The following is a 26,265-nucleotide window of genomic DNA, read 5'->3' on the forward strand; positions in this document are numbered from 1 at the left end:
TATGCAATAGCAGATATATTTTTATGTGTGGAAAATAACTCACCGTAATATTTAAAATTGGCGAGAACTTATAAAGGACAGCAAGTTAGTTCTTGGGGGTGGTAGAGATGAGATTCACTGTAACCTCCGCGTTGCCTTACGCTAATGGCCCCATACATGCAGGGCATCTAGCTGGCGCATATCTTCCGGCAGACATATTCGTACGCTATCTGAGGCTAAAGGGGGAAGATGTTATTTTTATATGTGGAACGGACGAACATGGTACTCCGATAACTTTCAGGGCCTTAAAGGAAGGCAAAAGTCCAAGGGAGGTCGTAGATTATTACCACGAGCACATCAAAACGACATTTGAAAGGGCAAAGATAAGCTTTGATTATTTTGGGAGGACTGAACTTCCCGTCCATTACAGGATAAGTCAGGAGTTCTTCTTGAAAGCCCTTGAGAATGGACACCTTGTTAAAAAAGTTGAAAAGCAGGCTTATTGTGAGCACGATAAAATGTTTTTGCCGGATAGATACGTTATTGGCACCTGTCCCTACTGTGGTGCAGAGGAGCAGAGGGGTGACCAATGTGAAGTGTGCGGTCACCCCCTTACCCCGGAGAAGCTCATAAACCCAAGGTGCAACATATGTGGAAATCCAATCACATTCAAGGATTCTGCCCATTACTACATAAAAATGCAGAATTTCCAGGAGAAGCTTAAAGGGTGGGTTCTAAGTCAGAAACACTGGAAGCCGAACGTCATAAATACAGTTTTGGGATGGATAAACGAGGGACTGGAAGAGAGGGCAATAACAAGAGACCTTAACTGGGGAATTCCCGTACCTCTTGAAGACGAAGACGTCAAAGGGAAAGTCCTTTACGTTTGGTTTGAGGCGCCGATAGGTTATATCTCAATAACCGTTGAGTACTTTAAGAGGCTTGGAAAAGAAGAGGAATGGAAGAAATACTGGCTTAACATAGATGGCGAGACAAGAATAGTTCACTTCATCGGAAAGGATAACGTTCCATTCCACGCCATATTCTGGCCGGCGTTCTTAATGGCCTATGGCAAGTATAAAGATGAAAAAGGCGAGTTTGACTGGCTTCTGCCCTATGACATTCCCGCAAACGAGTACTTAAACTTAGAGGGCAGGAAGTTCTCAACGAGCAGGAACTGGGCTATATGGGTACATGAGTTTCTCGATGTATTTCCCGCGGACTACTTGAGGTATTACCTAACCGCCATAATGCCAGAAACGAGGGATAGCGATTTCAGCTTTGATGATTTCAAGAAGAAAATTAACGAAGAGCTCGTGAACAATCTTGGAAACTTCGTGCACAGGGCACTAACTTTTGTTAACAGGTATTTTGATGGAAAGGTTCCAGAACTCGGGGAACTTGATGACCTTGACAGGAAGGCATTTGAGGAGATAGAAAAAACATTCGTAGAGGTTGGTGAGTTGATATCAAACTACCAGTTCAAGGAGGCTCTTAAGAGGGTAATGGCACTTGCAATATTTGGCAACCAGTACTTTGACTATCAGAAACCGTGGAAGACGGCTAAAACCGATAGAATTAGGACCGGAACAACGGTAAATGTGTCCCTCCAGATAGTTAAGGCATTGGGTATACTCCTTGAACCCTTCCTTCCGGACGCAAGTGAAGAGATATGGCACCTCTTAAACCTCGAAGAAGTCAAGAAGTGGAAGTTTGAGCCCCTTAAACCGGGACACAGGGTCAGAAAAGCAGAGATCCTCTTTAGAAAGGTCAGCGATGAAGACATTATAGCTTACATAGTGAAGTACATAGGCAGGGGCAATCCAGAAAGTGCCAGAATTTTGCTTGATAAGTATTACAGGATGGATGACGTTGTTAAGGTAGCAAAAGAAAGACTTGGAGATGAAGCAGAGGTAATTTTGAGGGGAATTTATGGAGAGAAAGCAATGGGATCAAAAGAAAAGCAGAAGGAGGAGAGGGAGATGGGTTATGTGAAGTTTGATGAATTTGCCAAGCTCGACATAAGAATCGGGAAGATAATCAGCGTTGAGAATCATCCGAATGCTGACAAGCTCTACGTTGTCAAGGTTGATCTGGGAGACGAGGTTAGGCAACTTGTGGCAGGTTTGAAGGCATACTACAAAAAGGAGGAGCTCCTCAACAAGTACGTTGCAGTTATCACGAATTTGGAGCCAAAGAAGCTTAGGGGAATTGAGAGCCAGGGAATGCTTTTGGCAGCGGATGATGGAGAAACCGTTGCCCTATTAACACCAGAAAAAGAGGTAAAGTTAGGAGCGAAGGTTCGTTAAGGTTTCAGTTCTACCCAGTTTTCTTTCCTCCCTTTGATTATTCTAACGAGACCTTGTCTTTCGAGGCGCTTGAACATTCTCCATGCCGTGGTCTTTGGTATCCCCAAGGCGGTTCTCACCTCTGCCTGGCTGGCTCTTCCTCCCTTCTCTAATATGTAGAGTAAAGCCCTCTTTTCGTCTTCATTTAGGTTAAACCTCTCGAGTTTTTTCAAAAACTCTTCCCTGTCTATGTGAAGCTCTTCCTTTGGAGTTTCTTTTTTTCTCCTTTTTATTGCCACAAAGCCGGAAATGGCTGTTATCAAGACCGCTAAAAATGCCAAAACTGGAAAGTAAAAGTCCTTCCTGCCCTCTTCAGCTGCAAATTCAAGGGTATAGGAGATACTCTGGTTTCCCGGGGGCATCGTGATTACATTGGAGGCTATTTTAAGGGGAAGTTCGGATAAATCGACCACAACGGCATTTTCAGGAAGGATGACGTCAAAGGGATATTCCATTGAGACGTTAATAGTCCACACCAAGCCTTCTTTATACGTCAGATCTGGAGTGTAGTAGGACACATCCACGACTTGAGCATTTTCCACATAAATGATGAGCGATTCATTGTAGACTTCAAAATTAAGAGGATTGCCGTTTTCATCAACGACCTCCACACCCTCGTAGTTTTTCCCTAAAAGCGGTAGGCCGATTTGGGAGGTGTATTCATCTGGAATCAGCTGGTAGTGAACTTTAACGTAACCATCCGTGTAGATTGTTAACTCTACCTCTGAAACCGTAAACTGGGCACCGACAACGGGCAGGAGAATGAGAATGCTTATTAGAGCAAAGGCACGTTTCACTTCTGCACCCCCCTAAGAGTTGGCCTTTATAAATTCCTCCACCTCTGCGAGAAGCTTTTCAGCCCTCTGGATATGGACGACGGCATTGCTGATATCGTTGCGTTTTAATGAAATAATCGCTACAGAAAGCTCATTGACGGCTCCTTTGAGCTGCGCCTCAGCTCTTGCTGTATTTATTCCTTTCTTCTTTAAAATTGCAATTGCGGTTGTATCCTTTTTTATCCTCTCTCTCAGCTCTTCTAGGGTTTCTTTTATGTTCATGCTCTCTCTTCTAACTCTTTCTATCATTCCAAGGAACTTCTGTATTTGGTGGGAATTCTCTCTGATTATCCCTAATGCCTCAATCCATTTTCCTTCTTTTGCTAAGCTTTCGACCTTTATGTAGATGTTTTTTATCCTCTCTATGCTCTGCTCGGCCTCTTCCACGTTCATACCTCTTGTTTTTGCGTTTTTTACCATTACCTCAGCAACTGCAATACTCTGGTTGGTCTTTACCAAGAAAGAATTAACGATCCTTTCAGCATTCCTCGAAGCGAGTTCTCTGAGCACTTTTTCTAGTTCTCTATTGAGTTCGGCCCTTTTCATTCTGGCAATTTCCATGTTTCTTTTCGCATCTTCTATCTTCTTTGCTTTTAAAGCTTCGAAGACAGTTCTATAAGCATCTTTGGTCTCCTTGTAAGCTTTTATCAGCTTGTCCGTGTTAACTCCTTCCTTTTCAGCCACTTTTATTACCTTTTCTACGTAGGAGAAATACGCAATGACCCTTTCAGCTTCCTCATTCAACTGCTCTCTCAACATTTCTGTACTTTCTGTTTCTTTCAATTCCCTGAGAACTTCTCTATAGTATTTCATAGCCAATAGGGCATCCTGGATTGCATTTTGATACTCTCCATTCTGATATTCCAGAGAAGCTTTTTCTTTGAGGTTTTCGGCTTTTTTATAGTTCTCTAAGGTATTCTGGGGCAGTTCGTTCTTTATGGGTCTTATCCTTGATTCTACAAATTCGCCGAGTTTGGTTAGCTGTGCTATTAGCTCTCCTGCCATACTCTCGTTGCTCTGCTCCTCCAGATATTGGCCGTTGCTTTGGTTTTGGGCAATGCTAATAGGGATTAGTCCGCCTATTAAAACAAGGATAACCCCAAGGGCACTAAACTTCATCACTCTCACCATCGTTAATATGATCTTGACCTAAAACGAAGGTTTCGAGTGTTCCAAAGCTCTTTTTAATTATGGGGGAGATGAAATCGACGGGATAACCAATCATGAAAAAAGTTCGCAAAATCACTTTAAATCTCTTTTTCCCCTAAAAAAGTTAATAACAAAGACTCAAGGAACCGGATAGCCAAGTCCTTTGAGGATCATTCTGAGGGCTAAAAATGCCATCACAACAGCAAAAGCTTTTGTTAGATTGCTTGCCTTGGTTCTTTTCGCTATCTTTGCTCCTAACTGAGCCCCAACTATCAATCCCGGCACAAGTAGTATTAGCCACTCAACCTCAACGTTCCCGAGCATATAGTGTTTAAAAGCCCCACTTGTGGCGGTAAATACTATGGCAAAGCTTGAAGTTGCCACGGCATAGTGTATCGGCAGTCCCATGTAAGTTAGGAACGGAACGTTTATCGCTCCTCCCCCTATTCCAAGTAGCCCGCTTGCTATTCCTGCTATGAATCCTCCAATAGGCACTATTTTATAATCCAGCTTTATCTGGCTCAAATCTACTTCATGTGGCTCTTTGCTCTTTTTGCGGTAAAGCCTTATTGCCACAAGGAATAGGACCACACCAAAAATGACCTTTAACTGGCTTGCGCTTATATAACTCGTCATCCATGCCCCTATGTATGCCCCTATCACTGCAGTGCTTGCCAAAAGGAGACCTGCTTTGTAGTGTATTCTTCTCTGTCTGTGGTAGGCTATGGCAGAGCTTAGGGAAGTGAAAACAACGGCAGCACTTGAGGTTCCAACTGCGTGATGGATTTCCACTCCTAAGAGGTTTAGAGTTGGTACGATCAAAAACCCTCCCCCTAAGCCGAAGAGAGCTGCCAATATGCCTATGAAAACTCCAACACCAAAATATCCAACATATTTAAGCAAAGAATCACCTCCGTTATTCGAGTTCAAACACGAGGGCTTCTATTAGCTTTATCAGGGCTTTGAGATCATCTAAGTGGAGCGTTTCTGTTTCGCTGTGGAGGTATTTTATGGGGACGCTTAAAGCTAAAGTCTGGCTTTTGGCTTCAAAAACCGATGCGTCAGTTCCTCCCCCGGTAACTCCGATCTGTATTGGAATGTTGTTCTTTTTTGCTATTTCAAGGGCTTTCCTTGACAGAGATGGGGTGTATATTGCAGAATTATCCACGGCCCTTATTACAGCACCTTTTCCAAGTTTCACGTCCCCTGTAAGGAAGGAGCAGCATGCAAACGAATCCACCGCTACAGCATACTTTGGAGAATAGCTGCTCGCCAGAAACTTGGCTCCCTTGAGCCCTATCTCTTCTTGAACCGTAAAGGCAAAGATGTATTTTCCGTCCAGATCATGGTCAACAAGGTCTTTTATGGCTTCAACCAGAGCAACAACACCAAACCTGTCGTCTAAGGAGCGTGTAGCTATGTATTTGTTGTTTAAGATGCTGAAGTGCTTTTTAAATACTGCAAAGTCCAAAACCTTTACTCCCATTTCTTCGGCTTCTTCCTTTGATTCCGCTCCAATGTCTATTTCGAGGCTGTGCCAAGGAATGGTGTCGAACTTCCTTTCAAGGTTGAGGTGTACTGGTGTTACACCTATAACCCCGTCCAGCTCCCCCTTCTCGGTTATTACCGTTACATGCCTTCCCAGAAGAAGCCTATCATCTATTCCTCCAATTTTTCTGAACTTTAGCTTTCCATCATTGGTTATTCCTGTTATCAGGAGTCCAATTTCGTCCATGTGTGCCATGAAAATGGCCTTTTCTTCCCCTTCTCCAAGCTCTACAATAAGGTTTCCAATTGTATCAACCTTGTAGTCAGCGTAATCCTTTATCCATTCGATAACCTTCTCCCTTATCCTGCCCTCATATCCCGAAATGCCGGGAAGTTGAGTTATCTCTTTAAGCTCTTCCACAATCATTTCCTTCACCGAAAAATAAATGGAGGTAAACTACTTAAAGTTTTTTAATAGCGTTAAGATTTGCGTTTTAATGATTAAAGAGTCCTGATAATATCTGTGTGTAAAATACAAAAGTACAAAAAATGATTATGGCAGTTTCCGGTACTCATACAAGAGCAGCAACATCCTTTTGTTTAACTGTGGTTGTTAAATGGAGAATTGGTAAAAAACATAGGCATCTTCTCTTATTTGACCTTCCTTTTTCACAATTCTGTTAATTCCTCGTATTGTCGTTCAGAGTTAATGTTGAAAATTATTAAAAACAAATATGACAAATCAAATATGGGGGAGTGCATAGTGAAGTTGTCTAAGGCGGGATTGATAATGATTATTCTGATTGTAGTTGGAACATTTCCTGAAGGATACTCACAAACTGAGAATAAAGCTAGTATTATAGTTGAAGTCAACCCAAATCTTGAACTGTTTGCAGTAGTTTACATTTTAGCCTTTAATGGGAGTGATCCGTTTATAATAGCACCCGAAGATTACATTAACGATGTCTTGACATACTTTGCCCCTTACAAAGAGCATGAGGCGGTCGAATACATTAGGAAAATTCTTGATAAGTCTTACCCGTATTACCACCGTGATAGTGTGATAATGGATCTAAGCACTAGACTAGTGGCTTTAGATTACCTGCCAAATGAGACTAATCTCGGCGATTTAAAGCCCCTGGCAGAGTTTGCCAAAGAGAGCAACTTCATGGAGTTTTACAAAGCTCACGAGAAAGAATACGCTGAATACACCTCAAGCATAAAGCCTTACTTACTGGGCGTCCCAAAGCTGCACAGGGAATTCTTTGGATATGCTGCTAAAGAATACCGAGTCGAATACTCGTACTCATTGAGAATACGTGCTCATGCAGAATTCCAAGGAGGGACAGTCTACTGCATAGACTACATCTACCCATCCAAATATGAAGAAGAAAAGATTCAGGACGTTGTTGCAATATTCCATGAGTTTACACATCCTTTTGTTAATAATTTTCTGGGGAAAACCTACAAGCTTTTCGAGAACAAAAGTTATTACCTGGATGAAATCAAAAACCAACTACCCATGACTACAATGTATGATTCAGCGCATTTTGGATCATTCATTCAGTATCTTAACGAGGTTTTAACAGAAAGCCTCGCAGAGTACTTCGCCTTAGAGAGTGGTGTTCCCCAAGAGTCAGTTAAGTATAGAACACTTAAACTCTCCTCTGGGTTGTATCCTCTCGAAGATTTTTTGAAAGAATATAAGTATTTTGAAAAAATCAGGAAAGATAATGAAACTCTGCTTGATTACGCTCCCACTATGGCCGAACACATGGGGGAGTGGGCAACTCCAGAGAACATCAGTAGATACTTTAATAAGAGAGCTCCTGTCATGGGACTCCCACTTATAAACAGAGGCACATACCTTGGCAAGATTGTAATTGTTTACGGTACCCAAAACCCCGATAAAAGTGGTGTGGAGTACGATAAAAAAACTGCGGAGGAGTTGAGGGAGTTTCTTGAGAACTCATTTATCATAGGCTACAGCAACGCCCCCAAAATAATTGTCAAAGAGGATGTTAATTTGACAGATGAAGACCTAAGGGGGAATTTAATTCTTATTGGCGGTCCTGTAGCGAATGAAATTACGAGGAAGCTAAATGACCAACTTCCAGTAGCTTTTGTGCATTATGAGGATGGTTGGAGTTTAAAGCGGAATCCGAGTGCTGTTGAGGATTTCGGTGCGTTTCTGCTAACACCTGATAACCTCATAGAACTCCCATTGAACAGCACGATTCCCTATGATGAGTCCATGGGTGTGCTGCAGACTATTAGGAATCCCTGGAATGAGAAAAACTACATTATGGTGCTTGCTGGTTTAACACGATATGGAACAAAAAATATTTCAAAGAACTTAAACTTTATAGTTAGTTATAAAATCTTTGGAGGAAACTACACAGAATTAGGATTTTACAAGCAATATAAAGGGTGAAAGCCATGCACCTCTCTTATTTTACAAACATCATCCCACTAACCGGAAATGAATATCTCTTGCTGAAGCCTGGTTCAAAACCCTTGACAGTGGATGGAGAAGTTGTTGAAACGATTAAAACTCCAAGCTGTGCTCCAAAAGAAGTTATAAACGCTCTGATAAAAGAAGGATTTATTACAAACTTAAAGCCGGAAGAAGAAGTTGCATTATTTTACAGTTTTTTAGAACAAAACGAATCCCAAATAAAAGGTAAATATAGCATTGCAATAACATACAACTGCAACTATTCTGCGGCTAGTAATGTTACTAATGATCCTACCAGTATCTGCCAATTTTCACTAAACTTTAAAAACCCCTAGGGAATTATTTATAAAGGGTTTTTAAACCCAGTGGAGGTGTAGGCCTTGGTTGATATGAGCAATGTTGAACTTAGGATAGAAAACATAGTAGCCTCTGTGGATCTTTTTGCTTCTCTTGATCTTGAAAAAGTGATAGAAATCTGCCCGCACTCAAAGTATAACCCGGAGGAGTTCCCAGGGATAATATGTCGCCTCGATGAGCCAAAAGTTGCCCTTCTTGTGTTTAGCTCCGGTAAGCTTGTGGTAACTGGGGCAAAGAGTGTTGAAGACATTCAGGCAGCGGTTTCAAAGCTTGTTGAAATGCTCTCGAGAATCGGGACCAAGTTCACCAGAGCGCCGGAGATAGATATCCAAAATATGGTGTTTAGTGGAGATCTTAAGATGGAGTTTAATCTCGATGCCGTCGCTCTTGTGTTGCCGAATTGCGAGTATGAACCTGAGCAGTTCCCCGGTGTTATCTATCGTGTTAAAGACCCTAAGGCGGTTATACTTCTCTTCAGCTCTGGGAAAATCGTGTGCAGTGGGGCAAAGAGTGAACACGATGCCTGGGAAGCCGTTAAAAAGCTCCTCCATGAGCTTGAAAAATACGGCCTCATTGAAGAGGAGGCTTAATTTCTTTTAACTTTTCTGGGGGAGCTTCATGGAGATTCTCTATTCCGAGGTCTTTAAAGAGCACAAACCTCTAAGATATCACCCTGAAAATCCGGAAAGGCTTGAACTTGCTATAGAAGGGCTTAGGAACTCTGGTTTGTGGATGAACATAAGGGAGCCTCCAGAGGCGAAAGTAGAGAAGCTTTTAAGGGTTCACTCTGAGAAATACGTTGAAATGATAAGGGAGCTCTCAAAAACGGGCTTCTCTTTTGTTGACCCCGACACCTATGTATCTCAAGCCACTTGGAAAGCTGCCCTTAAGGCCTTTGGAGCAGCTGTTGAGGCGGCAAGGCTTGCACTTAAAAAGAAAGACATTTATCTGGCTTTGGTTCGACCACCGGGTCATCATGCCGGTAAAAATGGAAGGGCATTTAAAGCTCCCACACTCGGCTTCTGCATCTTTAACAACTCCGCTGGAGCTGCTCTTGAGATTAAAGATGCTCTCGGGGATGCAGTGGTGATAGATTTTGACGTTCATCATGGCAACGGTACGCAAGAGATATTCTGGGATGATAATGAGGTTGTGCATATAGACATCCACGAGAAGGCCATCTATCCGGGAAGCGGAGAGATTTACGATGTCGGGGGAAAAGGGGCAGAGGGGAGCAAAGTAAACATCCCAATGCCTCATTATTCAAAGGATGACGACTACATCTTAGCATGGAGAGAAATAGTTCTTCCAATTCTGGAAGAGATAGCGCCAAGGGTTATCGTGGTCTCAGCAGGCTTTGATGCTTTTAAAGACGATGGCCTCGCTACAGTGGAGTTAACTGAGAAGTTTTATCAATTTGCCGGAGCTTCCCTTTCAAAGTTTAGCTTGGCCGTTGTTTTAGAAGGGGGCTATAGTGTGGGACTAAAGAGAGGGTTACCTGCATTTATTCGGGGATACATTTCGGGAAAAGCACACAGAGAAGGGATTTACCCGAGTTATGAAGCGGTAAAAGTTGTTGAAGCTGCTAAAGAAATATATGGGAAATGGTGGGAAATTGGATAAAAGAGGTCTTAGAGCCCCAAAATTTCTTTTGCAGCCTTTATTCCAAGGTCAAAGGCTTTCATGTTCATTTCCACGGCTTTTGGAGGGACGCTTAGCTTTATGACTTCTCTGACGTGCTCGGCATCGAGCGGGAACTCCGGAATCTGTGTTAAAGCTCCAATTAGAACTGTGTTTGTTGTGACAACGTGACCTGCTTGTTCGGCAAGCTCTTCAGCATTAAAGCCAATCCATTTCGCCTTGAAGTCCTCTTCGAAGACTTTTCTTATCTCTTCCAAGCTTGGATACTTTGCCATTCCCATTGAAACCTGCACTGGAACTATTGGCTTTGTGTTAACAACTACCACTCCACCCTCCTTGAGGTAGTTGATGTATCTTAAGGCCTCTACGGGCTCGAAGGAAAGCATAACATCCGCTTTTCCCTCTGGCACCATTGAGCCGTAAACGTCCTCTCCAAAGCGTACGTAACTTATGACGGAACCAAAGCGCTGGCTCATTCCGTGGACTTCTCCTATCCTCACCTTGTATCCCGCTCTCAAGGCAGCCCAGCCAAGAACGTTTGCGGCCGTTAAAACTCCCTGACCGCCTACCCCGGTGATGACTATGTTATACTCCCTCATTGTGATCCCTCCTTTACGGGTTCAAAGGCCCCAAATGGACACACCTGGGCACAACCTCCGCATCCCCAGCACATTGTTGGCTCAACTCTTGCCTGCCTCTTCTCCTCGTCCCAGTAAATCGCTGGACAGCCATAGGCGTTTATACATACCCTACATCCTGTGCACTTCTCCTCATTGACTTGGTAGATTGGCCATTTCATTCCCCTTCTTCTCATTTGTCCCACTTTGTAGAGGGCACACACTTGTCTCGATACCACAACGCTAACTCCTTCAACCTCTAAGGCCTTCTTTATGGTCTCATAGGTTGTCTTTATGTCATATGGGTCAACTACTGCCACAAAATCAGCTCCCATGGCTTTTGCAACGTCCTCTATGGGTATTCTCTTGCCCATACCATGCGGGGTCTGTCCGGTGCTTGGATTTGGCTGATCGCCGGTCATTGCAGTGACGAGGTTATCCAAAACCACTATGAGAACGTTTGAGCGGTTGTAGATTGCGTTTGCCAAAGCTGGCAAACCAGTGTGGTAGAATGTTGAGTCACCAATTGTGGCAACTATCACTTGCTTCTCGGGGTTTCTCTGTTCTTCACTTAGACTTCCGTTCTGGGCTATGCTCAACCCATGGGCAATTCCGATTGAAGCTCCCATAGCCACGGTTGTATCAACGGTTTGAAGCGGCGGAAGCAATCCAAGGGTGTAGCAGCCTATGTCACTTGGATAGATCGCCCTTGCCCTTGTGGCCTTCTTTATGGCGTAGAAGCTGTTTCTGTGTGGACACGCTGGACACAGTGAAGGAGGTCTTGGGGGTAAGAGGGGCTTAACCTTTTCGTACTTTGCGTCAAGCTCTTCAAAGTTTATTGGCGTCTCAAGCCCAAGGAACTTTGCTATGGCAGTTACAGCCCTCCTTGTCGTCATCTCGTAAACTCTGGGCACGAGGTCTTTTCCATGAATTGGGATTGTGAAGCCTCTGTCATAGGCCCACGTTTTTACCTGCTCCTCAACCACCGGCTCAAGCTCCTCAACGATGAGAACCATCTCAAGTCCCTGGAAGAACTTCTCTAACAATCCATAGGGAACTGGGAACGGTGTTCCAAGCTTGAGGATCTTCACATCGTCAACGCCAAGCCAGGCGAGAGCTTCTTTAACATAGGCGTAGCTTAAGCCAGGAGCGATTATACCAACCTTGGCGTTCTCGTCGCCTTCTATCCAGTTGAATGGACAGTTGTTGAGTTCCTCTCTTATTTTTTCAATTTTCTCAAGGATTACCGGGTGGAACTTTCTTGCGTTAGCTGGGACATCGACAAACCTGTTTGGGTCTTTTTTAAACTTGCCAAACTTTCTCTTTCCCTGCTTTATCTCCTCTGGCAGTTCCCCTAATACTACATCCCCTCTTGCGTGTGAAGTCCTCGTCGTTGTCCTTAAAATCACAAAGTGCTTAAACTTCTCGCTGAGCTCGAAAGCGTATTTTGTCATTTCCTTTGCCTCTTGGGGATCGCTCGGCTCGAGAACCGGAACGTTTGCAAACTTTGCGTAAATCCTTGTGTCTTGCTCATTCTGTGAAGACCACATGCTTGGGTCGTCTGCCACCATTATGACGAATCCACCCTCAACACCCATTCCAACTGCACTCAGGAAGGTATCGGCAGCAACGTTTAAACCAACGTGCTTCATTGCCGTCATTGCCCTGAGGCCACTCCAAGCTGCGGCTAAAGCGGTCTCAAAGGCAACTTTTTCGTTTGTGGAGTACTCCATGTAGACTCCAGCTTTTTTGCTTACAACGGCCATTGTATCGGTGAGCTCCGAGCTTGGAGTTCCAGGATAAGCGGCATAAACCGCTATGTTTGCCTCAAGTGCTCCTCTGGCTATTGCTTGATTCCCTAAAAGCAAAACCCTTTCCCCGGGTTTGTCCCATAAAACAATATCGCTAACTTTAGCCATCCACACCACCTCATTCTTTAACAACACCCTTTGACTTGGCGAACTCAGCCAGAGCATAAGCGGCTACCCCAACGTCTTCGGGCCTTTCATAAGTTGGAATGCCTTCTCTTTCAAGAAGTTCCTTGGCTTTCTCGCTAACGTGTCCGGCCATGAACAATGCCAAAACCGGTTTTCCATTATTGACTTCCTTAACGGCTTTTATGACCCCTTCCGCGTGCTCCGTCGGAGTCATCCCCGCAAAAGTTGGCACAACACAAATAGCGATGAGCATATCAACGTTTTCATCCTCTAAGAGGAGCTTTGCTGTCTTGTAGTACTCCTCCCCCCTTGCTGAGGCTATCATATCAACTGGGTTCTTAACTGCCGCCATTGGAGGCAAGAATGATCGGAGCTTTTGCATTGTTTCCTCTTCCAAGTTGGCTAACTTTAGTCCCCTCTTGTCTATCTCGTCTGCCGTTAAAACCCCGGGACCACCTGCGTTGGTCATTATTGCGACTCTCTTTCCTTTTGGCAGTGGTTGGGTAAAAGCCCTTGCCATACTCAACATTTCATCTATGGTGTTTGCAACTAAAATTCCGCTTTGCTTGAATGCGGCTTCATAAATGGCGTAACTTCCGGCCAAAGAACCCGTATGGGATGAAGCAGCCCTTGCGCCGCTTTCGCTCTTTCCGGCTTTTAAGGCTATTATTGGCTTCTTCTTGCTGACTCTTTTCGCAACTTCCATGAATCTCCTTCCGTCTTTTATACCCTCTATATAAAGGGCGATGGCTTTGCTGTTTTCATCCTCGGCCAAATACTCCATAAGGTCTGCAAAGTCCACGTCACTCATATTTCCGACGCTTATGAACTTAGAAAATCCAATGTCCTCTTTGATAGTCTTGTAAACTATTCCAGCTCCTAAGGCTCCGCTTTGGGATACGAAGGCAACACTGCCTTTCTTGGCGTTCATTATAAACGTTGCATTGAGATTGCTGTGGGTGTCCATTACTCCTACACAGTTAGGCCCTATAATCCTCATTCCATATTTATGGGCTATTTCAACGAGTTCTCTCTCTTCTTTCTTTCCCTCTTCACCCATTTCGCCGAATCCCGCTGTTATTATTATGACACCTTTCACGCCTTTTTCTCCGCAATCGATGAGTGATTGTTTGACGAATCCTTTGGGTACAACTATGACAGCTAGGTCAACCTCGTCTGGAATATCCTTGACGTTCTTGTATGCTTTAATCCCTTGAACGACTTCGTCTTTTACATTTACTGGATACACCTTTCCTTTGTACTCTTTTAGGTTCTTGAAGACCTCATAACCGAGTTTCAGAGGATCATTGGATGCCCCCAGCACCGCAACGCTCCTTGGGGTGAAGAAATAATCGAGCATTTTTACAATCACCGAGTTTCATATCGGTAAAAGTCTATATAAGCTTTCCGAGAAAGCGCAGTTAGGCAATCTTGGCCATAAAAAAGCACAAATTGGTCTTTGATGAGCATAAAACGACACGGATGAATTATCACTCGGAGTAATATGTTCTCAAAAGGCAAAGCCTCAGCTAACCCTCTTGTCATCACTCATCAGAGTGGCTAACGCTCGTCATCGGCTAACACTTTTTAAAGAAGAGGGAGTTAAAAGGTTTGGGATGATGTGCGTTTACCGGTCTGAGTGGTGATGAGATCGGCACTGTCTGACCTTTATTCTCTTTTTTCAAGGAGTTCATGCTCAACTAAAGCCACTATATCATTGTGAATGTCCTCGACTGGGGCCAGGGCGTTTATAATCCTTATCTCCTCAAACTTCTCGGCAAGCTTCAAGTAGTTTTCTCTCACCTTTTTTTGTAGCTCTACAATTTTATCAAACTCTGACCTGATGCTCCTTCCGTTTATGCGTTTTATGCTCTCCTTAACTGGCAAGTCGAGGAGGATTACGAGGTCAGCCCTTGGGGCGAAGGCATTTAGGTTGATGAGCCACTCCAGATCAAGCCCCCTTGCCCACTGGTAAGCCAGGGAGGAGTAGAAATACCTGTCTGAAATAACCACCTTTCCAGCTTTTAGAGAAGGCTCTATGAGCTTTTTAACGTGCTCTGCTCTGTCCGCGGCAAAAAGCAATGCCTCCGCTTCTTTGCTTATCCGTGCACCATCGATTATTCCCTCTTTTCCTCCCGTCAGTACGAGTCTCCTTATTAGCTTTCCAAAAGCGGTATCTGTAGGTTCTTTGGTGAGAACGACTTCGTATCCCTTGTTTTCAAACCACTTCGCAAGCATTTTAGCCTGGGTTGATTTTCCTGCCCCGTCGATTCCTTCTAAGACGATGAACATGCCCATAAATACACCTCCAGAGTTGTGACTTACTTGATTTTTTGCTTTTTGTATTTCTTCTTGGAGTTGGAATTCAGAGGGCTTTCTTCATATGATTTAAGAGCTCCCACATGCTTCCAAACTCTTTTTCTTCCTCTCCTTTGTGGAATTCCACATATCCATTTGGTTTGAAGCGGAGTCCAAAGGTGTAATCTCCTTTTTTGAGCTTTTGAAGGTAAACCTCCTTGGGTTTTGGAGGTAGGTAGCTGGTCATCATATCGTTGAGAAGCTCCACTTCAAACCCGAAGTGTTCATTTAATCTGGGAAAGAAGAGCACTGCTGGAGTATTCATGCAATCCACCAGTGCAGTCCCCTCTATCTTGAAGTTATAGTGCCTGAAGATATCCTGCAGAAAGTCATCCAGGGCGTTGGGATAGTAAACAGTCGCTCCTATATCGTTGGGATGTGCCTCTATAAACTTCTTGCTCTCCAGTATGGCCTCTATTTCATCGGGATCAAAGCCGCTAATCTCTACCCTTACCCCGTTGTGGTAGTAAACATATACCAGAGGAAGGCCCCTCTTATGGGCAAAGTCTTTGAGTGCTATCAGAGGAATAAGTCTAACATCCATGGTCGCTGCCCCGGTGCTTACGATTCCCACGACGAGTGCTCTCTTTCCATACCTTGAAATTGCCCTTCCGTCTCGTCCTACCACTATAGTCCCCTGTCCTGCGGTTCCTATTGCTCTACCAAGCAGAGCGAGCTCCTCTGGGTTGAATTCCTCGGATTTATAAATCTCCATCATAATCACCTCAATCGGGAAGTATTATACTTTCTTTTCCAATTCTTGACTCGGTCCAGATTTTTACATTTGCGCCAATTTTTGTGAACTCCTCAATCACGGAGTTATCTCCGATAACGCTACCGCTTTCAATAATTACACCCTTTCCGATGTAAACGTTCTCTCCAATTATCGCTTCGTAGATCTCTGCTCCTTCCTCGATAGTCACATTAGAGAATATTACCGAACGTTCTATTTTAACGTTTCTGCCTATTTTAACGTTATCTCCAAGTACGGCAAATCCCCTTATGCTGGGATTTCTGATTTGGCATCTCCTCCCGCTGTAAAGGGAGCCTCCATATTCCAGATTTCCTTTTAGGGATTCCGTTCTTAACTGTGGAAGCTGTAATCTTCCCAAGAACACATCTTCAGTTGCCTGAAGGTAGCTTGATGGCCTCCCCACATCGTTCCAGTATTCTTTAAACGGAAAACCATAAAGGGGCAAATTCTCTTCGAGCATTTTGGGAAACAGATTGAGTGAGAAATCAAAGTTTTCCCCTTTGGGCACTAAGTCAAAGGCTTCTGGCTCGAACACGTAGATGCCTGCGTTTACAAGGTTGCTAAACGCCTCTTCCGGCTTTGGTTTTTCCTTGAACCTTATTATCCTGTTCTCTGAATCTACAATCGCTATTCCATACTGGGTTGGATCTTCAACCTGAGAGAGGGCTATTGTTGCGAGGGCTTTCTTTTTCCTGTGGTACTCGTAGAGGGCTTTAATGTCCAAATTCGTGAGAACATCGCTTGAGGCAACTATAAACGTGTCCTCTATTTTGTCCACAACCTTTTTTGTTGCTCCTGCAGTTCCTAGCTTTATGTTCTCTCCATTTGAATAGTGAATCTCAACCCCAAAATCACTTCCGTCTCCAAAATACTCCATGATTCTCTCTTTTAGGTATCCAACGAGTACGAATATCTCTTCCACTCCAGCGTTTATTAGGGCTTTGACTATGTACTCCATCATGGGTTTGTTGAAAAATGGTATCATCGGTTTGGGGCGGTAGACGGTTAGAGGAAGCAATCTTGTGCCTTTTCCGCCCGCTAGAACTACTGCCTGCATACAACTGCCACCATAAAGTTTAGGGATTTCCCAGTTAATATAATTTATGGTGGTTTTATTGGAAATCTTTTTAATTTGTCATAATGACAATTTTTACGGTGATGTAAATGGAGCCTTTGGAATACCTCCAAAATAGACTTGATCCGGAACAGTTTGAGAAAATTAGGGTAATTGACAATCCTGAGCTCCATGAATTTTTGGCAAAGTACATTGATCTTTTGAATCCTGCAAAAGTTTTTGTTTGCACAGACTCGAAGGAAGACGAGGACTATGTAAGGAGAAAGGCCATTGAATACGGAGAAGAGAAGCCCCTCGCAATGAGCGGACATACCGTCCACTACGACGGCTATTATGATCAAGCTAGAGACAAGGCTAGGACTAAAATCTTGGTTCCTAAGGGGGTGGAGATTCCGTTCATAAACACTATGGACAGGGAAGAAGGGCTTAAGGAGATTCATGAAATCATGAGAGATATTGCAAAAGGTAAGGAGCTGTTTGTGTGTTTCTTTGTTCTCGGCCCTAAGAACTCAATCTTCACTATTCCAGCGGTTCAGCTCACCGATTCCGCTTATGTTGCCCACAGTGAGTTTATCCTTTACAGAAAAGGTTATGAGGAGTTTAAACGTCTTGGAAGAGATGCAAAGTTTTTGAAGTTTGTCCATTCCGCGGGGGAACTTGATGAAAGAAAGACCAGCAAGAACATAGATAGGAGAAGGGTTTACATTGACCTTGAAGGGGAGACCGTTTATTCGGCAAACACGCAGTACGGTGGCAATGCAATAGGGCTCAAAAAGCTCGCCTTCAGGCTTACGATTAGGAGAGCTGTTCAAGAAGGCTGGTTGAGTGAGCACATGTTTCTTATGCGCGTGAACGGACCTAATGGGAGAAAAACCTATTTCACGGGGGCCTATCCATCTATGTGCGGCAAAACCTCAACAGCAATGCTTCCATGGGAAAACATCGTGGGGGATGACCTCACGTTCATAGTTGACATGAAAGGTGAAGCCAGAGGGGCTAACGTCGAGAAGGGTGTCTTTGGAATAATCCAGGGGGTCAACCACGAGGATGACCCAATAATATGGCAGGTTCTTCACTCACCGAATGAGATAATCTTCTCGAACGTTCTCGTTAAAGATGGAAAGACCTACTGGAATGACATGGGCATTCCGATTCCAGACGAGGGAGAAAATCACAGCGGGAAGTGGTGGAGAGGAAAGAAAGATGCCGAGGGTAACGAGATACCACCGAGCCACAAAAATGCCCGCTTCACAGTCAGCCTTGAGGCATTTCCAAACGTTGATTTAGAGGCCCTTGAAGCCCCTTGTGGCGTTAGAATCGGTGGCATAATATTTGGTGGCAGAGATGCGGATACCTGGCCCCCGGTGAGGGAAGCCTTTGACTGGGCCCATGGGGTCATTACTATGGGAGCGGCACTGGAAAGTGAAACAACCGCGGCCACCCTTGGAAAGGAAGGAGTGAGGGCATTCAATCCAATGGCTATTTTGGATTTCATGAGCGTTCATATTGGGGACTACCTTAGGAACTACCTTGAATTTGAAAAGAAGCTAAGGATAAAGCCGAAAATATTTGCCGTTAACTACTTCCTTAGGGATAAAGACGGCAGATGGCTGAATCATAAGCTCGACAAGGCAGTGTGGCTCAAATGGATGGAGCTTAGGGTTCATGGAGATGTTGATGCGATAGAAACTCCCGTTGGATACATTCCAAAATACGAAGACCTGAAGAGACTCTTTAAAGAAGTCCTCAACAAGGATTACAGCAGAGAAGACTATGAAAAGCAGTTCACCATCAGGGTTCCCGAGTTCCTTGCCAAAATAGAGAGGATTGAAAAGATTTACAAGGATGTTGGCAACATCCCAGAAGAGCTCTTTAAGATTTTAGAGGAAGAGAGACAAAGACTCCTAAAGGCGAAAGAGAAGTATGGAGATTACATATCCCCATTCCAGCTAGAAAAGAGCTAACATATAAGAAAATCCGTCTCTTACTTCTTTTTTCTTCGGTTAGGGTCACCAAAACCTTTTTATATAACTTTTCGGAGAGTTACTCGGTAAGGTAAAAGAGGGTGGCAAGGAGGGAGCGGAAATGAGGGGGGAGGAATATGAAAAGCCTCCAAGTAGTTCTTGGAAGGGAGCTTTCAGAGAAATTCAGGGAAGCATTGATAGCAGTTCCACCGCTAATAGTTTGTCTTCTTATGGACTTCTTTGCCGGAGCCTTCTTGGGTAGATTTTTTGAAAAGATTATGCTGAGTTACCCGGTCATATTCGTGATTCTCCCGGGACTTATGGGGTTGAGAGGCAACATTTTTGGCGCAATGGCTTCCCGCTTTACTACAATGCTCCATCTAGGTGAGATGGAGCCAAAGCTGGGAGATAAAAATGTTTTGAAAAACATCTTCTTGAGCATTCTCCTGTCTCTCCTCCCTGTTATTGTACTGTGGATTATAGGAGTTCTTAAAGTGGGAAACGCCATATCCGGGATGATTGTGCTTTTAATAGTGCTAACTTCGACTATTTTCGTAAGCTTGATAATGGGTTATGCAACAGCACTTGTTACTGTACTGCCCTTCAAGAAGGGCATTGATCCAGACACCGTGGCGGCACCTTTGGTAACTTCCGCTGGAGATCTCGTCACGATGCCTTTTCTGGTCTTCTTTATTCTCCTTTATGAAGACATCCCCCCTCTCTTCTATAGCTTAGTGGTTTTGGCGTTTGTGCTTTTGTTAGCTATGTTCATTAAAACAAAATTTGAAAGCGAAGAGAAACGCGTGATTAGAGAAATTTTAGGAATTATTGGGGCTTTAGCATTGCTGTCAAGCATTTCGGGTGGACTGCTCGAATCTTACAGCGAAGTTATTTATGCTTCTGTTGTGTTCAGCGTCATGTACCCTGCAATACTTGACACCGCTGGAAACTATGGATCAATTATTGGGGCAAAAACCTCAACGAAGCTTCATCTTGGGGAAATCGAGGGCTTCCTTAACCGGGATTCTATACTGGAAATTTTTGTGTACTTTGTGACGAGCTTTTTCATGGCAGTTCTAATGAACTTAGTGGCAATAGGTGTGGTAAAACTAAGCTTGGGGAAGAGCATTGGACTTGTTCTCCCGTTTATTTTTCTTTATCCTCTCTTGGTCTTGTTTAACATGTTCATTGGATACTTCCTCGCAATATTCTTTGATAGACTCGGCTTGGATCCCGATAATGCCACCGTTCCAACGATAACAACTTTAGCAGATATCTTCTCAACACTCTTCACCGTAGGGGTTGCTCGTCTGATTGTTTAGGTTAAGAAAACCTTAAAAGAAAATGAGATATGAGATAAAAACGGGGAGGACGAAGGGATGGAAGAGCTTGAGGAATTTGAGTATCAGCCTAAGAGCGTTAAAGAAATTTTCATAGAGATGAAAAACATCGTTGAGCTTATGGTTGATCTTGCCTATACGGCAATCCTCTTCGGGGACAAGGAGATAGCCGAGGAAGTGCTCGATCTCGAGGAGAGAATGGATTTGCTTAACTACCACCTTATGACACACGCTGTTTTGGCAGCAAGAAATCCAAAGGAGGCGGAGCAAATAACTTCTGTTCTGCAGATGGCGAATTCAATAGAGGACATCTCAAACGCCGCTGGAGACCTTGCGAAGATGGTTCTTGAAGGAGTTGAACTTCATCCAGTTATTACAGAGGCGATTATGGAAAGCGAGGAAGTAATAGCCAAAATACCCGTAACGGCCGATTCTGTCATCGTAGGAAAAACACTTGGGGAACTTGACCTTGCCACAAACACTGGGGTTTGGATAATAGCGGTGAAAAGGGGTAAGAGGTGGATTTTTGCTCCGGATAAGGACTTCAAGATAAAGCCGGGAGATATTTTGATAGGAAGGGGAACTCACACCTCTGTTGAACACCTTAAGGAGATTGCGAGAGGGGCTATCAGGGTGGTTGGTAATGAAAGAGCTTGAAGAGATAAAAGATTATCTTATAGAGATGAAAAATCTCTCTTCCCTTATGGTTGACCTTGCATTTTCCTCTGTTATGTACAACAGTGAGGACATAGCCGATGAGGTTTATATCCTGGAAGAAAAGATGGACGAGCTTACATTAAAGGTTAAAAAGCTTGCATTACGAGCAGCTAAATATGAGGAAAACCCCGAAAAACTCCTCAGTATAATTGAGATGGCCACGATAAACGAGCAGATAAGCGATTCCGCCTATGAGATAGCAGACCTCGTTCTCAGGGACGTTGAGCCTCACCCCATAATAAGGAAAATAATGCACGATGTTGATGAAGAAATAGGACGCATAAAGGTTAACAAGGGGTCAATACTAATAGGGCAATCCCTCAAACAGCTTAAGCTTCCGACTAAAGTTGGTGTAAGGTTAATAGCGATAAAGAGGGGAGGAAGGTATATTTACAACCCCCCCAAGGACGAGAAAATTGAAGAGGGGGACATACTAATAGCTGTAGGCTCTGGAATTGATCGCCTGAGAGAGCTTTCCAACGAAAAAGAGGGGGAAGGAGAATTCATAGAAGAGGAGGAGGAATGATTATAAACCCTTCAGGTTACTTGTTTTTGAAAAAGAAATGGAGGACTTGGAATGAAGGTGGAAGGATTTGTTGCAAGTCTAAAAAATGCCGAAACAATTGAGGAGCTCTTTGACATTCTCGAAGAAAATGGTGCCCCCGTTATAGAGTTTGACGGACAGAAGACCCTCATAGTTGTAGAAGGAGACTTTGAGGGAAAGCCCTTTTGGACGGAGATAAACGGTAAGAAAGCCAACTTTGCCCTTGGAGATGCGATGTTAAGCTCAGCAAGCTTTCCCTTTAAATGTAAAAAGCCCTATACGGGTGGAAACGTTATCTTTGTGAACTTCGAAAATATAGAAAGCGAGGAATTTCTGGTTGCATACAGGTCGGAGGATACTTTGAGGGCATTTCATGTGAAGGGCACAGGGGTTGAGAAAATAGATGAGAAGAGATACGAGGAGCTTATTGCTAAGATGCCCGAGTTCAAAGTTAAGGGCTTTTCGGAAGAGCAGATGGACATGATGGGCGCCTTCTTTGGCTAAGCCCACGGCACTTTTGTTTTTATCTTCCATATTCCAAGGAGTTTTCTTGATCCCCAGGTTGCCTGTATCTCAAACGCTGCTATCATATCTTCATAGATGTCTATTAAGTTGAAGGAGTTTCCAAAGGGATTTCTGTGGAGCTCCCAGCTTATTGATCCTGCGTTTATTATCGGTGTTTCTTCGACTTTTATTCCCAATGTGTTGCCACCGTGACCGGTTAAAACCAAATTTGCTTTTTCCTCGGTCAGTATTTTTAAAACATTCCCTCCATCTTCCAAAAATCCTATCTCCCTGCTCTTGGGTATTGGAATTATGTTGTGGTGCATTATCACGGCTCTGAACTTTTCTTCATGTTCCTGTAGATGCTTTCTCAAAATCTTCTGGCCTATCCTCCCAACCACTCCTATAGGAGTCTCGTACTGGGCCGAAATTATCGGAATGAAGGCAAAATTTTCCATTTCAACTATCTTTGGCTCCCCAAAATACTCTTTGAAGAGGTCGTAGCCGAGGTAGGTAATGTCGTTGTGACCCGGCACTATGATCTTTTCTGGCTTGATCTTTTCCCAGAATTCGTAAGCTTTTGCATAATATCTCTCGGTTCCTACATCAACAAGATCTCCACAGTGTATGACTAAATCTGGCTTGTATTTCTCGTTGATAGCTTTAATCGCGTTTTTCAAAACTCTCTCTCTGAAATAAACCCTATCTGAAACATTGCTCTCGCTCATCTGGACGATTCTTAACAATCTTCTCTTCTTTGGAACAAAAATCCTTTGCTTTTTGATTTTAAACTCTCTTCTTGTGATATCTCCGGTCACCCGCTTTATACTTACCGAGATTTTTCCATCCCCTTTGATTTTGATTATGTTGTAGCTGTTTACGTCGCCTTTTCTGGTCTTTCTGCATGAGGTGCAGCCGGCATTTGCCACAACAAGCCCCTCAACTTTGTAGATATTCGGCACGTGCTTGTGTCCGCAGATGTAAAGGTTAACATCGTGCTTTAAGAGTAAGTCCAACACATCGCCGGCATTGAATAAAACGTTCCTTTCTCTTCCAGTATCTGGTAAGGGAACTAAATGGTGGTGGGAAGCAACGATCTTGAATTTTTTGTGGGAATACTCCTCAAGCTTTTCTTTGAGCCAGTGGAACTTGTATCCTCCTATTCTTCCATCGCTTAGGTCTGGGATCGTTGAATCGACCCATATGATGACAAGGTCTCCTTTTTCGTAAACCCCATTTAGTGGCCCTATGTACTTCTCAAAGAGTTCGTAACCGACGTTTCTTGCATCGTGATTTCCGGGAACGACGATTAAAGGCTTCTGAATCTTTTTTAGTTCATAACTTGCCCTCTCGTATTCTTCCCTCAACCCCTCGTTTGTCACATCTCCCGTGTGAATAACTATGTCATAGTCCAGTGTGTTGACCTCGTTGGCTATTAAATCGTAGGCGTAGCCCTTGTAGGCTTCTTCGCTGGTTATGTGGGTGTCACTTATGTGGGCTATTTTCATATCCCTCACTCCGTTGCTATTGAAGTTTCGAGCTTTCTCCTGCTTGCCTCGAGCAAATCACTCAGTGTGAAAATCCCGACGACTTTTCCTTCTTCCCTCACCAACATGTGCTTTATTCTCTTTGCAGCCATTATCTTCAGCACTTCCTTTAGAGGTGTATTCGTGTCCACGGTAATGAGGTCTTTTGTCATTATCTCCTTTACTGGCGTTGTATAGGGCAAACCTGGGACGATTACCCTCCTGATAACATCGCTTTTTGTAAAGAAACCCACAACGTTGTCTTTTTCGTCAATAACCACCAGAGAACCAATGTCAAAATCCACCATCAATTTGCATGCCTCTTGGACGGTGTCTTCTGGCCTTACCCCTATGAGCTTCTTCGTCATATACACCTTGATAGGAGCGTTTTCATCCATTGGAATCACCACAAAAGCTCTCAAAAATTAATTGGTCTCAGAAAGATAAAAGGGTTTTGCCTTTAAATTGGAAGTTCTATACCTTTTTTCTTAAGCCGTTTTGGTATTTCCTCCATGAGGTTATTCATTATGGAGTTTATTGACTGCTCAAGCTCGATGTTCTCTATAATTGGAATTCCATACTCTTTTGCTTTTTCGATTAGATACTCTTGGATGCGCATTATGTTGTCGATGTTTTTCACGTAGTATTCGGCTGGCCTGAGGCTATAGCGAGCCCTTTCGTAAAACCTCGCTTCAAGTGCCTCGCTGTTCCTTACTGTTATCAAATACATAAAGCTTCTGTCGTTTAGAGTTATATAGCCCGGGACTAAGTGAATTCCCTCTATTATCGTGTTGAAACCCTCCTTGTATGAACGCTCCACAACGGCGTTGATTCCCACGGTTACATAGCGTACTTGACTCTCGAAGCCATATATTAGGGGATCAACATCTTTTGGCAGGTTTCTAAGTTCTCTCCATGCCAAAAATGAGGAGGTGTGTAGAGATGGTAGGAGCTCTTTGCTTATTATTTTCCTCATTACCTCTCTAACGGTGTCTGTTCCTATGACAGTCCTTATCCCGAGTCTAAAAGCCAACTCCGTCGCTAGTGTGGACTTTCCAACCCCGGTTGCCCCTCCGAGGAGGATTATCATCGGATACTTCAGCCTTCTAAGCTCATGCCAGAAAAGATACTTCCTAGCGGCATCTTTCAGTCCATGATCCAAGAGCTTCTTATAGGTCATTTTCCGGATTTCATCCTTGGTGATTACCTTTACCTTTTTTCTCTCAAGTTCCTTTACTATCTCTGCCGCTATTGAATAGGCTATCCCAACGTCAACGCCGGTAGAAGTTATTGATCTAGTTAAGATTCCCCGTGAAAAGGGTATTTTGGTTTTCTCTTTGGAATCAACGACGATTATCATTTGCCTCACCTTTGAGCTCCCTTCCGATTTTCAAAACAGCTTCCTTCAAGTCCTTTCCGTCTATGTTAACCGGCTCATTGTCTAGGTATATTATTTCCTTTCCATGCTTGAGGGCTTCCCTTGTAACCACGTCTACGGCAGCTGCTTTTAGTTCCACTATGACCGTATCGTAGTTATCAAAGCGTTTCAAGTCCTCCCTGAGTTTTTCTCTGTTTGCCAAGTTTGAGCTTTTTCCAACTATCTCAACCCCGTAATGATCTTCCAAATATTTTGCGGCTTTGTTAAGTCCTTCCGGAGGTGCGGTCATAACGAGGAGAGCTTTTTTGCCCCTTACTTCTCCCAAAGGTCTTGGCCTAAAGGCCGTTAAATGAACTTCCGCTTTTGGGTTTATTTCTCTCAAAACCCTTTGGAGCTCTTCAAGCTTCTCTTTGCTTACCATATCGGCAAGTGTGACCACGATTAAGTCCGCGAGTCCCACTCTAAAGGGTCCGAAATAGCTCCTTACGAACTCAATCCTCTGAGTTGCACCGACGACGGTTATGTATTTATCTGCTTTAACAGCTGGAAAGGTGGCACCGCTTCCCTCAAGTATCACTATATCCCCTTCAAGCTTCTCCGCGAGTTTTATTCCTTTGTCAACGATATCGAAAAAGCTAAAACCTGCCATTCCACCTCCGCATCTTCTGCATCCGATGGTTAAAACCCTGGCCGTTAAAGCGTCTTCAAAATGGTCAGATGCAGCGTGCTTCCCTGACTCCGCGATTTTTACTAAGAACTCGGGAGTTATTTCTATCTTATCCCCCTCAATTATTTCCGGTTCCTCCGGTCCTCCCCTGCCCATTGTTACTATTATTGGATTTGCAATTTGTTTCAGAGTCCTTGCAACAAAGCCACTTACCGCCGTTTTTCCAACTCTTTTCCCAGTACCCAATATTGTGAGACTTGGCTTGTTAATTTGAATCATCTCTTTTGGGGAGAATTCGAAATCAGCACCCCTGTATTTTATTCCATGCTTTAGGAGCACTGCCGCTATTCTAAATCTGTCCTCATAGTTTAGCACGGGCTCGTCGCTCAGGTCGATGACTTCCTCAATCTTGTTCTCCCTAATGGCTTTCTCGATTTCAAGGAGATAGTTCTCTCCATAGTACAGCTTGACCCCTATTTTTTTCTCCAAGGACTTCACATCGCCTATTTTCTCCGTACCCCCCAAAAACACTGCACAGCATACATCTCCGAGCTGTTTTATGGCCCATGCAGTTACATCTGGATAGTGCTCCCCATCAATAAGCACCATTCTCATTCTCCCACCTTTA

Annotated in this window: 24 protein-coding genes; 10 read left to right on the forward strand and 14 right to left on the reverse strand. The window is 43.8% G+C overall.

Annotated features, from left to right (window positions below; genetic code table 11):
- Window positions 1-107: 107 nt before the first annotated feature.
- Complete coding sequence (metG, locus tag ADU37_RS00280; RefSeq protein ID WP_058945754.1) at window positions 108-2,288, forward strand: methionine--tRNA ligase; 2,181 nt, start codon at window positions 108-110, stop codon at window positions 2,286-2,288.
- Here the strand turns inward: metG and ADU37_RS00285 are convergent.
- From ADU37_RS00285 to ADU37_RS00300, 4 genes are all read right to left on the reverse strand, one after another.
- On the reverse strand, window positions 2,285-3,124 hold the full coding sequence (locus tag ADU37_RS00285; protein ID WP_058945755.1) for a helix-turn-helix domain-containing protein: 840 nt from the start codon (window positions 3,122-3,124) through the stop codon (window positions 2,285-2,287). The genes metG and ADU37_RS00285 overlap by 4 nt on opposite strands.
- Before the next feature lie 12 nt (window positions 3,125-3,136).
- Complete coding sequence (locus ADU37_RS00290; protein ID WP_058945756.1) at window positions 3,137-4,282, reverse strand: hypothetical protein; 1,146 nt, start codon at window positions 4,280-4,282, stop codon at window positions 3,137-3,139.
- Between the two features lie 168 nt (window positions 4,283-4,450).
- Window positions 4,451-5,215: a sulfite exporter TauE/SafE family protein gene (locus ADU37_RS00295; protein WP_004067769.1), complete on the reverse strand. Its 765-nt coding sequence runs from the start codon at window positions 5,213-5,215 to the stop codon at window positions 4,451-4,453.
- A 13-nt stretch (window positions 5,216-5,228) separates the two neighbouring features.
- Window positions 5,229-6,227: a M42 family metallopeptidase gene (locus ADU37_RS00300; protein ID WP_058945757.1), complete on the reverse strand. Its 999-nt coding sequence runs from the start codon at window positions 6,225-6,227 to the stop codon at window positions 5,229-5,231.
- A gap of 321 nt (window positions 6,228-6,548) precedes the next feature.
- Here ADU37_RS00300 and ADU37_RS00305 point away from each other — a divergent pair, with 321 nt between their 5' ends.
- The 4 genes from ADU37_RS00305 to ADU37_RS00320 are packed head-to-tail and all read left to right on the forward strand — an operon-like array spanning window position 6,549 to window position 10,238.
- Entirely contained in the window at window positions 6,549-8,234 is a 1,686-nt protein-coding gene (locus ADU37_RS00305) for a DUF4932 domain-containing protein (protein WP_158508477.1), read from the forward strand.
- A gap of 5 nt (window positions 8,235-8,239) precedes the next feature.
- On the forward strand, window positions 8,240-8,593 hold the full coding sequence (locus tag ADU37_RS00310) for a hypothetical protein (protein WP_058945759.1): 354 nt from the start codon (window positions 8,240-8,242) through the stop codon (window positions 8,591-8,593).
- A gap of 45 nt (window positions 8,594-8,638) precedes the next feature.
- Window positions 8,639-9,205, forward strand: coding sequence for a TATA-box-binding protein (locus ADU37_RS00315; RefSeq protein ID WP_058945760.1), 567 nt, complete (start codon window positions 8,639-8,641; stop codon window positions 9,203-9,205).
- Between the two features lie 28 nt (window positions 9,206-9,233).
- Window positions 9,234-10,238 (forward strand): histone deacetylase family protein, encoded by a 1,005-nt coding sequence (locus tag ADU37_RS00320; protein WP_058945761.1) that lies wholly within the window; start codon window positions 9,234-9,236, stop codon window positions 10,236-10,238.
- 8 nt (window positions 10,239-10,246) lie between these two features.
- Here the strand turns inward: ADU37_RS00320 and ADU37_RS00325 are convergent, their stop codons facing one another.
- The 6 genes from ADU37_RS00325 to ADU37_RS00350 all read right to left on the reverse strand — a co-directional run bounded on the left by ADU37_RS00325 (window position 10,247) and on the right by ADU37_RS00350 (window position 16,979).
- On the reverse strand, window positions 10,247-10,855 hold the full coding sequence (locus ADU37_RS00325) for an indolepyruvate oxidoreductase subunit beta (protein WP_058945762.1): 609 nt from the start codon (window positions 10,853-10,855) through the stop codon (window positions 10,247-10,249).
- Entirely contained in the window at window positions 10,852-12,792 is a 1,941-nt protein-coding gene (iorA, locus tag ADU37_RS00330; protein WP_058945763.1) for an indolepyruvate ferredoxin oxidoreductase subunit alpha, read from the reverse strand. The genes ADU37_RS00325 and iorA overlap by 4 nt, the downstream gene beginning before the upstream one ends.
- Window positions 12,793-12,802: 10 nt before the next feature.
- Window positions 12,803-14,170, reverse strand: a complete 1,368-nt coding sequence (acs, locus tag ADU37_RS00335) for an acetate--CoA ligase alpha subunit (protein WP_058945764.1) — start codon at window positions 14,168-14,170, stop codon at window positions 12,803-12,805.
- 308 nt (window positions 14,171-14,478) lie between these two features.
- Complete coding sequence (gene tmk, locus ADU37_RS00340) at window positions 14,479-15,108, reverse strand: dTMP kinase (RefSeq protein WP_004068218.1); 630 nt, start codon at window positions 15,106-15,108, stop codon at window positions 14,479-14,481.
- 67 nt (window positions 15,109-15,175) lie between these two features.
- On the reverse strand, window positions 15,176-15,883 hold the full coding sequence (locus ADU37_RS00345) for a phospho-sugar mutase (protein WP_058945765.1): 708 nt from the start codon (window positions 15,881-15,883) through the stop codon (window positions 15,176-15,178).
- 10 nt (window positions 15,884-15,893) lie between these two features.
- Window positions 15,894-16,979, reverse strand: a complete 1,086-nt coding sequence (locus ADU37_RS00350) for an NDP-sugar synthase (protein WP_058945766.1) — start codon at window positions 16,977-16,979, stop codon at window positions 15,894-15,896.
- Window positions 16,980-17,086: 107 nt separating this feature from the next.
- Between ADU37_RS00350 and ADU37_RS00355 the strand changes: the two genes are divergently transcribed.
- From ADU37_RS00355 to ADU37_RS00375, 5 genes are all read left to right on the forward strand, one after another.
- Window positions 17,087-18,961: a phosphoenolpyruvate carboxykinase (GTP) gene (locus tag ADU37_RS00355; RefSeq protein WP_058945767.1), complete on the forward strand. Its 1,875-nt coding sequence runs from the start codon at window positions 17,087-17,089 to the stop codon at window positions 18,959-18,961.
- Window positions 18,962-19,098: 137 nt separating this feature from the next.
- Entirely contained in the window at window positions 19,099-20,283 is a 1,185-nt protein-coding gene (locus ADU37_RS00360; protein WP_058945768.1) for a magnesium transporter, read from the forward strand.
- A gap of 57 nt (window positions 20,284-20,340) precedes the next feature.
- Window positions 20,341-20,958, forward strand: a complete 618-nt coding sequence (locus tag ADU37_RS00365) for a potassium channel family protein (protein ID WP_058945769.1) — start codon at window positions 20,341-20,343, stop codon at window positions 20,956-20,958.
- Window positions 20,945-21,544 (forward strand): potassium channel family protein, encoded by a 600-nt coding sequence (locus ADU37_RS00370; protein WP_058945770.1) that lies wholly within the window; start codon window positions 20,945-20,947, stop codon window positions 21,542-21,544. Before ADU37_RS00365 ends, ADU37_RS00370 begins: the two co-directional genes overlap by 14 nt.
- A 51-nt stretch (window positions 21,545-21,595) precedes the next feature.
- Window positions 21,596-22,066 (forward strand): hypothetical protein, encoded by a 471-nt coding sequence (locus ADU37_RS00375; RefSeq protein ID WP_058945771.1) that lies wholly within the window; start codon window positions 21,596-21,598, stop codon window positions 22,064-22,066.
- On the opposite strand, the gene ADU37_RS00380 is transcribed toward ADU37_RS00375, so the two are convergent.
- The 4 genes from ADU37_RS00380 to ADU37_RS00395 form a co-directional block, all read right to left on the reverse strand.
- Window positions 22,063-23,574 (reverse strand): metallophosphoesterase, encoded by a 1,512-nt coding sequence (locus ADU37_RS00380; RefSeq protein ID WP_058945772.1) that lies wholly within the window; start codon window positions 23,572-23,574, stop codon window positions 22,063-22,065. The two genes, ADU37_RS00375 and ADU37_RS00380, sit on opposite strands and share 4 nt — an antisense overlap.
- A 5-nt stretch (window positions 23,575-23,579) precedes the next feature.
- On the reverse strand, window positions 23,580-23,990 hold the full coding sequence (locus tag ADU37_RS00385; RefSeq protein ID WP_058945773.1) for a cyclic nucleotide-binding/CBS domain-containing protein: 411 nt from the start codon (window positions 23,988-23,990) through the stop codon (window positions 23,580-23,582).
- Between the two features lie 62 nt (window positions 23,991-24,052).
- Window positions 24,053-24,952 (reverse strand): 2-phosphoglycerate kinase, encoded by a 900-nt coding sequence (locus tag ADU37_RS00390; RefSeq protein ID WP_058945774.1) that lies wholly within the window; start codon window positions 24,950-24,952, stop codon window positions 24,053-24,055.
- Window positions 24,936-26,252, reverse strand: a complete 1,317-nt coding sequence (locus tag ADU37_RS00395; protein WP_058945775.1) for a hypothetical protein — start codon at window positions 26,250-26,252, stop codon at window positions 24,936-24,938. The genes ADU37_RS00390 and ADU37_RS00395 overlap by 17 nt, the downstream gene beginning before the upstream one ends.
- Window positions 26,253-26,265 lie beyond the last annotated feature (13 nt).

The organism is Thermococcus sp. 2319x1 (assembly GCF_001484685.1).
GTDB lineage: Archaea > Methanobacteriota_B > Thermococci > Thermococcales > Thermococcaceae > Thermococcus_A.